A 12046-nucleotide genomic window follows, 5' to 3' on the forward strand; every position below is an offset into this window, starting at 1 on the left:
GCAAGCAGCGACGGACTCCAGTGTCGCTGCCGGTGGCCCCACCACGAGGGAGACACGCCGCCCCGGCGGGAGGCGGCGTGCCGGTCCGGTGTCAGCGGTCGCGCGCGGCGCCCTGGTCCTCTGCGACGAGCTTCTTCGAGTCGTACGAGACGGAGCCGATGGCGACGGTGACCGAGATGGCCCAGCTGACCCACTGCAGGGCGAGACGCCAGTCGCGCGGGCCCTTGCGCGTGGTCTGCAGGATCGACCAGCCGCCGACGATCGCGCTGATGACGCTGGAGTTGAGGATGAACTTGCGCATACGTGTGCCTCCTGTGTTCACTCCGACGCTAGCGGGTGCGAAAGCTCTCAGAGGAACGCGTCGCGACACGGGGGCGTCCGCCGCTACGGTGGACCGCCACCGCGACCTCATCCCGGCGCTGGCGCAGGCCGAGGAGAACGGAACGACATGCGCACGGCTGTGATCGGAGCGGTCCTGCTCCTCGTCGGAGCAGCAGCCGTCGTGACCGGGATCCTCCCCCCGGAGGCGCTGGGCGAGCTGGTCGAGCGCACGGCTCCCGTGCTGGCCTTCGTGGTCGCGGTGAGCATCGTCGCCGAGCTGGCCTCGGAGGCGGGCGTCTTCACGGTCGTCGCCGAGCGGGCCGCGCTCTGGGGTCGGGGCCGCACCGCCGTTCTCTGGCTGCTCGTCGTCGCGATGGCGGTCGTCAGCACGGTGTTCCTTTCGCTCGACACGACAGCGGTCCTGCTGACGCCCGTCGTGGTGCTGCTCGCGGCGCACGTGCGCGTCTCTCCGTTGCCGTTCGCGATGGCGACGGTGTGGCTGGCGAACTGCGCCTCCCTCCTCCTGCCGGTCTCGAACCTCACCAACCTGCTCGCTCAGCGCCGGCTCGGGGTCGACGGGCCCCTGGAGTTCGCGGGGCTGACGGCGTTCCCGGCGCTCGTCGCCGCGTCGGTCCCCGTGGTGATCCTCGCCGTTCGCTACCGGCGCGAGCTCGCCGGGCGCTACTTGGCGGGGGAGCGCACGCCGGTCGGGGACCGCGTGCTGCTCCTCGGCGCAGGCATCGTCGTGGCGCTGCTCCTGCCCGCTCTCGTCTCCGGGCTCGAGGTGTGGATCCCCGCTGCGGTCGCCGCGGTCGCCCTCGTCGTACTGTTCGCGTTCCGGCGCCCATCGGCACTGCGCGTCTCACTCCTTCCGTGGCAGCTCGTCGTCTTCGCCGCGGGCTTGTTCGTGGCGATGGAGGCTGCGCACCAGCTCGGGCTGGGCGCGGCGCTCGCCGTAGTAGCGGGCGAGGGGAGCGGCACGCTCGATCTGCTGCGGCTCGCCGGCTCCGGAGCGGTCGCCGCGAACCTGGTCGACAATCTGCCCGCGTACCTCGCTCTCGAACCGGTCGCCGCGGACCCGCTGCGGCTGGTCGCCCTGCTGATCGGGGTCAACGCCGGACCGCTCATCACGCCGTGGGCCTCGCTCGCGACGCTGCTCTGGCATCAGCGGCTGACCGCGCTGGGCGTGCACCTCTCGTGGCGCCAATACGCTCTGCTGGGCCTCGTCGCGATCGTGCCGACGGTTGGCGGAGCCACGCTCGCGCTCGCCCTCGTGCACGGCTGAGCACGTCCCCCATCGGGGGCCGGCTGGTAGCCTCGACAGGCACGACGACGGCTCGACCGACGATTGGGACCACCATTCCTCCGCACTCCGCTTCCGCCTCCCCCGCCGCCGATCCGGCGACGAAGACCGGGACGACCGAGCGCAACGCGTTCGTGGTCGTCTCGAACCGCCTCCCCGTCGACCGTGTCGTCGCCGAGGACGGCACCGCCACGTGGAAGACCTCTCCGGGCGGACTGGTCACCGCGCTCGAGCCGGTGATGCGCGCGAACGAGGGCGCCTGGGTCGGCTGGCCGGGTGTCGCCGACGAGGAGGTCGCTCCGTTCGTCGACAACGGCGTGCAGATCGTGCCTGTCGCGCTCAGCGCGAAGGAGCTCGAGGACTACTACGAGGGCTTCTCGAACGACACCCTGTGGCCGCTCTACCACGACGTGATCGCGCCTCCCACCTACCACCGCGACTGGTGGGACGCCTACGTGCGCGTCAACCGCCGCTTCGCCGAGGCGGCCGCGGCCGTGACGGAGGAGCACGGCGTGGTCTGGGTGCAGGACTACCAGCTTCAGCTCGTGCCGAAGATGCTCCGCGAGCTCCGGCCGGACATCACCATCGGCTTCTTCAACCACATCCCGTTCCCGCCCTACGGGATCTTCGCGCAGCTGCCCTGGCGGCGGCAGATCGTCGAGGGCCTGCTGGGCGCGGACGTGATCGGCTTCCAGCGTCAGGGCGACGCGGGCAGCTTCCTGCGCGCAGTCCGCCGCCTGCTCGGCTACGACACCCGCAGCACCGTGGTCGAGGTTCCGGTCGAGGAGGATGCGGTGGGCGGCACGCGCCGCATCAACCGCTCGCGTCGCGGAGCCAGCGTCCGGCCCGTGGTCGCACGGCACTTCCCGATCTCGATCGACTCCGCCTCGTTCGAGGCCATGGCACGCACCCCCGAGATCCAGGCGCGGGCCCGTGAGATCCGCGCGGAACTGGGCGATCCCGAGACGATCATGCTCGGGGTCGACCGGCTCGACTACACCAAGGGGATCGGCCACCGCCTGAAGGCCTTCGGCGAGCTGCTCGGCGACGGCCGCCTCACCTCAGAGGACGCGGTGCTCGTGCAGGTCGCGAGCCCCAGCCGTGAGCGCGTCGACACCTACCGCCAGCTCCGCGACGACATCGAGCTGCAGGTCGGCCGCATCAACGGCGACTACAGCACTCTCGGCCATCCCGCGATCAGCTACCTGCACCACGGCTACCCTCGCGAGGAGATGGTGGCCCTCTACCTCGCCGCGGACGTGATGCTCGTCACCGCGCTGCGCGACGGGATGAACCTCGTGGCGAAGGAGTACGTCGCCTCCCGCTTCGACAACGACGGGGTGCTCGTGCTGAGCGAGTTCGCCGGAGCGGCCGACGAGCTCAAGCAGGCCGTCCAGGTCAACCCGCACGACATCGCCGGACTCAAGGACGCGATGGAGGCCTCCGCCCGGATGCCGCGCGTCGAGCGCACTCGCCGGATGCGGGCGCTGCGCCGCCGTGTGCTCGAGAACGACGTCGCGCGCTGGTCGGAGTCGTTCCTCGCGGCGCTCACCGAGCACGCCGCTGGGCTGCAGCTCGGGGTCCGCCCCGCTGCCCGCGGGCAGGAGGCGCCGCACGGCCAGGAGGCGGAGCACCGCGACGACTCCGCGCACGGCCAGGCGTCCGAGCTCGAGCGGGTGGCCGTGCACGACCGCGAACTCGACGGCGGTGCCCGATGAGCGAGCGCGTCCCGGAGCGACTCGAGGCAGCGCTGCGCCGGCTCGCCGACACCGATCGCCTCCTGGTGGCGCTCGACTTCGACGGCACGCTCGCCCCGGAGGTCGACGATCCCGCCCGCGCCAGGGCGCTCCCGGAGGCGCGCGAGGCGGTGCTGCGGCTGCTCGCTCTGCCCGCCACCCGTGTCGCCCTCGTCTCGGGCCGCGCCCTCGGCAGCCTGGAGGAGGTCTCGCAGCTGCCCGACGAGGCGCTCCTGGTCGGCTCGCACGGCATCGAGATCCGCCTCGACCCCGAGGAGGACGCCGTGCGCCTCGACGACGACGAGCTCGAGAAGGTCGGCGTGCTGGAGGACGTGCTCAAGGGCATCGCGCGCGGCATCGACAACGTCTGGATCGAGGACAAGCCCGCGGGCTTCGCCCTGCACACGCGCCTCGCGACCGAGCGGCACAGCCGCGTCGCGCACGTCGTCGCCCTCTCGGAGGCGCGCGCCGAGGTGCAGGGAGTCACCGTCCGCGAGGGCAAGAATGTGCTCGAGTTCTCGGTGCGCTCGACCACCAAGGGCGAGGCCGTCCAGCACCTCCGCCGCTACACCGGCGCGACCGCCGTGCTCTACGCGGGCGACGACGTGACCGACGAGGACGCCTTCGCCGTCCTCGGCCCCGGGGATCTCGGCATCAAGAGCGGTGAGGGCACCACCGCCGCAGCCTTCCGCGTCCGCGGCCCGGAGCAGGTCGCGCACGCGCTCTCGCTGCTCGCCGGGCTGCGCTCGGCAGCCCGGCGTCCGTGAGGCGGCGTGCCCTCGCTGCGGGCTCAGCCGGCGGTCGGCACCACGTCCCAGTGCTCGCGGATGAGGCCGTCGTCCACGCGGAAGATGTCCGCCGCGAGGACCGGGTCGCCGGACTCCGCTCCCACGCTCTGGGAGAAGGTCCAGACGAGGTCACCGTCGCTGAGGGAGATCACCGACTCCTGCGGCGGGAATCCGGCCGACCCTGAGAAGAACGACCTGAGGGCGTCCGTGCCGTTGGGTGCGACCGGGTTGTGCTGGAGGTACGCGGGGTCGAATGCCGTGTCGAGGATCGAGACGTCCTGGTCGCGGAAGAGCGTGTCGTAGGCGTTCACGGCGAACACGCGGTCGCTCTCCTCCTGCGACTCCGACGGGGCGACCGCGGGCTTCGGAGGGTCGTAGAGATCGCTGAACATCGTGTTGGTGTTGCCGCTGGCCGGGGTGCCGGTCGCGATCGGCTGATCGAAGGACCACCGCTCGACGACGGTTCCGTCCTGCACACGGAACAGGTCGACGGCCGCCTCGCCGGTCCGCTCGTCGGCCGGATCGGAGGCGACCTGGTAGTGCACGGCGACGAGGTCTCCGTCGGCCGCCGTGCGCTTGACGACCGCCTGGGCGCCGGGGACCCGCTCGCGGTCGGAGGTGAATTCGGCCAGCAGTCCGTCCGGTCCCGCCGTCTGCCCAGAACCGTGCGCGACCGCGTCCGGCGCGACGACCTCGCCGGCCGTGGCGACCGCCGTCGAGGAGGCGGGGTCGGGGAAGGCGTCCGTGTAGAGCTTCAGCACGGCCGCGAGGTTCGCCTGCTCCGTCTGGGAATCGCCGCGGTCGCCCATCGAGCCGCCCTCGTCGCGACCGTTCGCCGACGATGAGGGGGACGAGGACGGCTCCGGTGCGGCCTCCGCGGTGCTCTGGCATCCCGCCAGGATCGAGACACCGGCGAGGACGACGGCGGTGCGGACGAGGGGGGCGAGGACACCGTGAGATCTGATCATGTCGAACACTGTGAGGTGTCTTTCTGAGCCCCCGGTGCGATCGGGCCGGGGTTCCCTGACAATCCGTGTCCTGCGGGGCTCCCTGACCCGGATGGTGTAAAGACGATTCGGATCGTGTCCCTCAGAGGGAGACGCGCCAGCGATGATTGCTCAGTGTTTCCGCACGCTGTGTTTATGCAGCATCCTGTCGTCGACACCTCGTGACGGCACCTCTTGCTGTCGTCGTGGCGAGAGATCGGCATCGGGTGATCAGCCGGGAGGCGAATGCGGCGCTGAGGGGCTACTCCGTCCTGCTGCCGGTGTCTGCTTCTGTTCTCGTGGCCGGTTTTTTCGTCTGGCCGAAGAGTGGCCCTGCATCGTTGGCCGTCAATGTGTTGGTCGTCTCTCTTTCGGCGCTACCGCTGCTGCTCCTGCCGGCGCTGGCCGGGTCGCGCAGGAGCGCAGCGCGGTGGTGGACCCCGTCGGGGGCGGCTCGTCAGGCCTACGCCGCTGCTGCAGGGCTGCACGCGCACGCTGTCCGGCAGGAGCTCGCGGCACTGGAGCGCGCGTTTTCGACGAGAGGTCCCGGGCAGGAAGGCTGTACTGCGACGTCGTAGCGTTGGCATGGGAGGGGTGTCTGGCCGTTCGTCGGGGAGGGCCGCTCCTGGCCCGGAGGCGGCCGATCCCGACGAGCCGCTCCTCCTGGATCGCGCGGGAGCGGCGCGCGCGAAGCGGTAGCCTCGACGCATGCCGGAAATCGATTGGAAGCCCCGCTCGCGCACCGTCACGGACGGCATCGAAGCCACCACGTCGCGCGGGATGCTGCGGGCGGTCGGGATGGGCGACGACGACTGGGAGAAGCCGCAGATCGGCATCGCGTCGTCGTGGAACGAGATCACCCCCTGCAACCTCTCGCTCGAGCGCCTCGCGCGCTCCGCGAAGGAGGGCGTGCACTCCGGAGGCGGCTACCCGCTCCAGTTCGGCACCGTCTCCGTCTCTGACGGCATCTCGATGGGACACGAGGGCATGCACTTCTCGCTCGTCTCCCGCGAGGTCATCGCCGACTCCGTCGAGACCGTGATGATGGCGGAGCGGCTCGACGGGACCGTCATGCTCGCCGGCTGCGACAAGTCGCTGCCCGGGATGTTGATGGCGGCCGCGCGCCTCGACCTCGCCGCCGTCTTCGTCTACGCCGGCTCCATCGCGCCGGGCTGGGTCAAGCTCTCGGACGGCACCGAGAAGGACATCACGATCATCGACTCCTTCGAGGCGGTCGGCGGCGTCAAGGCCGGCATCATGTCGGAGGAGGACGCCAAGCGCATCGAGTGCGCGTTCGCGCCGGGCGAGGGCTCGTGCGGCGGCATGTACACGGCCAACACGATGGCCAGCGTCGCCGAGGCGCTCGGGATGAGCCTGCCCGGCTCCGCCTCGCCCGCCGCGGCCGACCGCCGCCGCGACTACTTCGCCCGCAAATCCGGCGAGGCGGTCGTCGAGCTGCTGCGCAGAGGCACCACCGCGCGCGACATCCTCACCAAGGAGGCGTTCGAGAACGCGATCGCCGTGGCGATGGCGTTCGGAGGCTCCACGAACGTCATCCTGCACCTGCTCGCGATCGCCAACGAGGCCGAGGTCGACCTGACGATCGACGACTTCAACCGCATCGGCGACACCATCCCCCACATCGGCGACCTCAAGCCGTTCGGCAAGTACGTGATGAACGACGTCGACCGCCACGGCGGTGTCCCCGCTGTGATGAAGGCGCTACTGGACGCGGGGCTCCTGCACGGCGACTGCCTCACCGTCACCGGGAGGACCGTCGCCGAGAACCTCGCAGAGATGGACATCGCTCCGCTCGACGGCGAGGTCATCCGCACCCTCGACAACCCCATCCACGCGACCGGAGGCCTCACCGTGCTCAAGGGCACGCTCGCCCCCGAGGGCGCGGTCGTGAAGACGGCCGGCTTCGACGCGTCGGTCTTCGAGGGCCCGGCGCGGGTGTTCGAGCGCGAGCGGGCCGCGATGGACGCGCTGACGGAGGGCCGGATCGAGAAGGGCGACGTGGTGGTCATCCGCTACGAAGGCCCGAAGGGCGGCCCGGGCATGCGGGAGATGCTCGCCATCACTGCCGCCATCAAGGGGGCCGGGCTCGGCAGAGATGTACTACTCTTGACCGACGGACGATTCTCAGGCGGCACAACCGGCCTGTGCATCGGCCACATAGCTCCCGAATCGGTGGACGCAGGTCCTATCGCATTCGTCCGCGACGGAGACCCGATTCGGGTCGACATCGCCGCTCGCTCGATCGACCTACTCGTCGACGAGTCCGAGCTCGCCGCCCGCCGAGAGGGCTGGGCGCCTCTCCCTCCGCGCTACACCCGCGGTGTCCTCGCCAAGTACGCCAAGCTCGTCCGCTCGGCCGCCGAGGGTGCCACCACCGGGTGACCCGGCCCGCTCCGGCCGGCCGCGCATCCGCGTCTCCCGGGCACTCGCCTCCGGCCCCTGCCCGCCGCCGCACCACCTCCTGAAGGAATCGACACCCGCATGACTCCGGATCCGTCCGCCGTGCAGCCCGCACCGACGCCCCAGCCACCCCGTCCCGCCGCAGCCCCGGGGGCCGCCCCCGCGGCCGAGGTCCTCACCGGAGCGCAGGCGGTCGTCCGCTCGCTCGAGATGCTCGGGATCGAGGACGTCTTCGGCTTGCCGGGCGGCGCGATCCTCCCGGTCTACGACCCGCTGATGGACTCGTCGAAGATCCGGCACATCCTGGTCCGCCACGAGCAGGGTGCCGGCCACGCCGCCGAGGGCTACGCCTCGGCGACCGGCAAGCTCGGCGTCTGCATCGCGACGTCCGGCCCCGGAGCGACCAACCTCGTCACCGCGATCGCCGACGCCTACATGGACTCGGTCCCGATGCTCGCGATCACCGGCCAGGTGTTCTCGACGCTGATGGGCACCGATGCGTTCCAGGAGGCGGACATCGTCGGCATCACGATGCCGATCACGAAGCACTCCATCCTCGTGACGCGACCCGAGGACATCCCCTCGGCACTCGCCTCGGCCGCGCTGATCGCCACCACCGGCCGCCCCGGCCCCGTGCTGGTCGACATCACGAAGGACGCGCAGCAGGACCGGGCGCCGTTCCTCTGGCCGCCGAAGATCGATCTGCCCGGCTACCGGCCGGTCACGAAGGCTCACGGCAAGCAGATCCAGGCCGCGGCCCAGTTGCTGGTCGAGTCGCGGAAGCCGGTGCTCTACGTGGGCGGCGGCATCATCCGGGCCCGCGCCGCCGACGAGCTGAAGGCCTTCGCGGAGGCGTCCGGCGCGCCCGTCGTCACCACACTGATGGCGCGCGGTGCGTTCCCCGACTCGCACGAACAGCACCTGGGCATGCCCGGGATGCACGGCACCGTTCCTGCGGTGCTCGCGCTGCAGGAGGCGGACCTGATCCTGGCGCTCGGCTCGCGCTTCGACGACCGTGTGACGGGCAAGGCCGCGCTCTTCGCGCCCCACGCGAAGGTCGTGCACGTCGATATCGATCCTGCCGAGATCTCCAAGATCCGCACCGCAGACGTGCCGATCGTGGGCGACCTCAAGGACGTGCTGCCGGATCTCACGGAGGCGCTCGCCCGCGCGAGCGCTGCCGGCCGCGCCGACACCTCCGAATGGTGGAGCTACCTCCAGGGCCTGCAGGCCGAGTTCCCGCTCGGCTACACCGAGCCCGCCGACGGTCTGCTCTCGCCGCAGTACGTCATCAAGCGGATCGGCGAGATCACCGGCCCCGAGGGCGTCTTCGCCTCCGGAGTCGGCCAGCACCAGATGTGGGCGGCGCAGTTCATCCAGTACGAGCGCCCGAACTCGTGGCTCAACTCCGGTGGGGCCGGCACGATGGGCTATTCCGTACCCGCGGCGATGGGTGCCAAAGTCGGCGAGCCCGACCGCACCGTCTGGGCGATCGACGGCGACGGCTGCTTCCAGATGACCAATCAGGAGCTCGCCACCTGCACGATCAACGACATCCCGATCAAGGTCGCGGTGATCAACAACTCCTCCCTCGGCATGGTCCGCCAGTGGCAGACGCTGTTCTACGAGGGCCGCTACTCGAACACCGACCTCAACACGGGTCACGACACCATCCGGGTGCCCGATTTCGTGAAGCTCGCCGAGGCGTACGGCGCCCTCGGCATCCGCGTCACCAAGCCGGAGGAGATCGACGACGCCATCCGCCTCGCCATCGCCACCAACGACCGGCCCGTGGTGATCGACTTCGTCGTCAGCCGCGACTCCATGGTCTGGCCGATGGTCCCGCAGGGGGTCTCGAACAGCTACGTCCAGTACGCCAGAGACCACAGCCCGACCTGGGACGACGAGGAGTAGATCCGCATGACGCACCACGTTCTCTCCCTGCTCGTCGAGGACAAGCCGGGACTGCTCACCCGTGTCGCGGGGCTGTTCGCCCGCCGCGGCTTCAACATCGAATCGCTCGCGGTCGGCCCGACCGAGCTGGACGGGCTCTCGCGCATCACGGTCGCCGTGGACGTCGAGGACCTGCCGCTCGAGCAGGTCACCAAGCAGCTCAACAAGCTCGTCAACGTGATCAAGATCGTCGAGCTCGACACCGACCAGTCGGTGCAGCGCGAGCACCTGCTCGTGAAGGTGCGCGTCGACAACGTCACCCGTTCGCAGGTGCTCGAGGCCGTCACCCTCTTCCGCGCCCGCGTGGTCGATGTGGCGACGGACGCCCTGGTGATTGAGGTCACCGGCGACACCGGCAAGACCAACGCGTTCCTGCGCGTGATCGAGCCCTACGGCATCAAGGAGATCGCGCAGTCGGGCCTGCTCGCCATCGGGCGAGGCTCGAAGTCGATCACCGAGCGCGTCTTCAAGAACTGACCGCGAACTCTCCACTACAGAAAAGGACTCACCACGTGACCGAGCTCATCTACGACGCCGACGCCGACCTCTCCATCATCCAGTCCAAGAAGGTCGCGATCGTCGGCTACGGCTCGCAGGGCCACGCGCACGCGCAGAACCTCCGCGACTCCGGCGTCCAGGTCGTCATCGCACTCAAGGAGGGGTCGAAGTCGACCGCCAAGGCCGAGGACGACGGCTTCGAGGTCAAGAGCGTCGCCGACGCCGCCGACTGGGCCGACCTGATCATGATCCTCGCGCCGGACCAGCACCAGCGCGCCATCTACAGCGAGCAGATCGCGGACAAGCTGACCGAGGGCAAGACGCTCGCCTTCGCGCACGGCTTCAACATCCGCTTCGGCTACATCGAGGCCCCCGCGGGCGTCGACGTGATCCTGATCGCGCCGAAGGCCCCCGGCCACACCGTGCGCCGCGAGTTCGTCGCCGGCCGCGGCATCCCGGACATCATCGCCGTCGAGAACGACGCGACCGGCACCGCCTGGGAGACCGCGAAGTCCTACGCGAAGGCCATCGGCGGCACCCGCGCCGGCGTCATCAAGACCACCTTCACCGAGGAGACCGAGACCGACCTGTTCGGCGAGCAGGCCGTGCTCTGCGGCGGCACCTCGCAGCTCGTCCAGTACGGCTTCGAGACCCTCGTCGAGGCCGGCTACCAGCCTGAGATCGCCTACTTCGAGGTGCTGCACGAGCTCAAGCTCATCGTCGACCTCATGTGGGAGGGCGGCATCGCCAAGCAGCGCTGGAGCGTGTCGGACACGGCGGAGTACGGCGACTACGTCTCGGGCCCGCGCGTCATCGACCCGCGTGTGAAGGAGAACATGAAGGAGGTCCTCGGCGACATCCAGAGCGGGGCGTTCGCGAAGCGCTTCATCGCCGACCAGGACGCCGGAGCCCCCGAGTTCCAGGAGCTGCGCGCCAAGGGCGAGAAGCACCCGATCGAGGAGACCGGCCGCGAGCTGCGCAAGCTCTTCGCCTGGAAGCAGACCGACGAGGACTACACCGACGGAAGCGTCGCGCGCTAGTCGCTCGGGCGATCGAGAGAACCCCGGTCCGTCGAAGGAACCCGCTGTAGCGGGATCCCTCGACGGGCCGGGGTTCCCTCGCGTTCAGGGCGGAGAGAGCGGGAGGTCAGCGGGGGAGGCGGCGCAGGCCACCCCGGGGCGGGACGAGCACGGGGGTCGGCCAGCGGGGGCTGAGGTCGTCGCCGAGGGTGACGCGGCGGAGCTTGCGTCCGACGAGGGGGAGGACCCAGTCGGCTGCCCAGCGCTGCTGGTCGCGGAGCCACTCGCGCGGAGTGAGCGGTTCGGGTGCCTCCCACGGGCCGGTCGAGAGGGTGTGCGGCACGCCGAGGGTGTCGAGCACCCGTCCGGCGAGGACGCGGTGGCCCCGCTTCGAGAGGTGCATCCGATCGGGGGCCCACATCATCGGAGAACGGAACTCCTGCATCCGCCAGTAGTCGATCAGGATCGCACCGCGCTCGCGGGCGATCCGGCGGACGGCGCTGTTGTAGAGGCGGTTGCGGCGCACGAACATCCGCGGTGCGGGCAGGCCGGGGATGTCGAAGCCGGTGAAGAGAACGAGGGAGGCGCCGGTCGTGGCGAGCGCGTCGACCAGTGCCTCGTAGCGCTCGATCATGTCGGCCATGTCGGTGCCCAGATCGAGGATGTCGTTGCCGCCCGCGTAGAGGGTCACCAGGGTGGGCTCGAGCTTGAGTGCCGGAGCGAGCTGCTCGTCGACGATCGCCGCGAGGCGCTTCGACCGGATGGCGAGGTTCGCGTACTCCCAGCCCGGCTCGGCCCGTGCGAGGCGGTCCGCGACCCGGTCGGCCCAGCCGCGCACGCCGTTGGGCAGGCGCTGGTGCGGATCGCCGACGCCCTCGGTGAAGGAGTCGCCGAGAGCGACGTAGCGGCGACGGCGTTCCCCCATCCGCCCAGCCTCCCCCGCGCGGGAGGACGGCGGGTGTCCGCGGGGTGACCGGCGGACGGCGGCGGGCTCGGAGCCTCCTGCGAGGTGCGCGCGGCT

10 protein-coding genes are annotated in these 12046 nt (G+C 70.6%); 7 read left to right on the forward strand and 3 right to left on the reverse strand.

Translation table 11 applies throughout. The features are described from left to right. Positions 1–91: 91 nt before the first annotated feature. The gene (locus GSU10_RS05110) at positions 92–301 is read right to left on the reverse strand and encodes a hypothetical protein (protein ID WP_068208473.1); all 210 of its coding nucleotides are present in this window, start codon (positions 299–301) and stop codon (positions 92–94) included. Between the two features lie 147 nt (positions 302–448). Here GSU10_RS05110 and GSU10_RS05115 point away from each other — a divergent pair, with 147 nt between their 5' ends. The 3 genes from GSU10_RS05115 (at position 449) to otsB (ending at position 4127) form a co-directional block, all read left to right on the forward strand. Then, entirely contained in the window at positions 449–1606 is a 1158-nt protein-coding gene (locus GSU10_RS05115; RefSeq protein ID WP_068208476.1) for an ArsB/NhaD family transporter, read from the forward strand. Positions 1607–1758: 152 nt separating this feature from the next. After that, complete coding sequence (locus GSU10_RS05120) at positions 1759–3342, forward strand: alpha,alpha-trehalose-phosphate synthase (UDP-forming) (RefSeq protein ID WP_132505807.1); 1584 nt, start codon at positions 1759–1761, stop codon at positions 3340–3342. After that, positions 3339–4127, forward strand: coding sequence for a trehalose-phosphatase (otsB, locus tag GSU10_RS05125; RefSeq protein WP_132505804.1), 789 nt, complete (start codon positions 3339–3341; stop codon positions 4125–4127). The genes GSU10_RS05120 and otsB overlap by 4 nt, the downstream gene beginning before the upstream one ends. A 23-nt stretch (positions 4128–4150) precedes the next feature. Here otsB and GSU10_RS05130 read toward each other — a convergent pair whose 3' ends face one another. Further along, the gene (locus GSU10_RS05130) at positions 4151–5116 is read right to left on the reverse strand and encodes a nuclear transport factor 2 family protein (RefSeq protein ID WP_132505801.1); all 966 of its coding nucleotides are present in this window, start codon (positions 5114–5116) and stop codon (positions 4151–4153) included. A gap of 726 nt (positions 5117–5842) precedes the next feature. Between GSU10_RS05130 and ilvD the strand changes: the two genes are divergently transcribed. The 4 genes from ilvD to ilvC all read left to right on the forward strand — a co-directional run bounded on the left by ilvD (position 5843) and on the right by ilvC (position 11046). After that, entirely contained in the window at positions 5843–7537 is a 1695-nt protein-coding gene (gene ilvD / locus GSU10_RS05135) for a dihydroxy-acid dehydratase (RefSeq protein WP_132505798.1), read from the forward strand. Positions 7538–7636: 99 nt separating this feature from the next. Then, positions 7637–9469, forward strand: coding sequence for an acetolactate synthase large subunit (locus GSU10_RS05140; RefSeq protein ID WP_132505795.1), 1833 nt, complete (start codon positions 7637–7639; stop codon positions 9467–9469). Positions 9470–9475: 6 nt separating this feature from the next. Then, complete coding sequence (gene ilvN / locus GSU10_RS05145) at positions 9476–9985, forward strand: acetolactate synthase small subunit (RefSeq protein ID WP_104314053.1); 510 nt, start codon at positions 9476–9478, stop codon at positions 9983–9985. 35 nt (positions 9986–10020) lie between these two features. Continuing rightward, entirely contained in the window at positions 10021–11046 is a 1026-nt protein-coding gene (ilvC, locus tag GSU10_RS05150) for a ketol-acid reductoisomerase (protein ID WP_068208481.1), read from the forward strand. Between the two features lie 106 nt (positions 11047–11152). Here the strand turns inward: ilvC and GSU10_RS05155 are convergent, their stop codons facing one another. Then, on the reverse strand, positions 11153–11950 hold the full coding sequence (locus tag GSU10_RS05155; RefSeq protein WP_068208484.1) for an SGNH/GDSL hydrolase family protein: 798 nt from the start codon (positions 11948–11950) through the stop codon (positions 11153–11155). Positions 11951–12046 lie beyond the last annotated feature (96 nt).

This window comes from Rathayibacter tanaceti, from assembly GCF_009834165.1.
GTDB classification, from domain to species: domain Bacteria; phylum Actinomycetota; class Actinomycetes; order Actinomycetales; family Microbacteriaceae; genus Rathayibacter; species Rathayibacter tanaceti.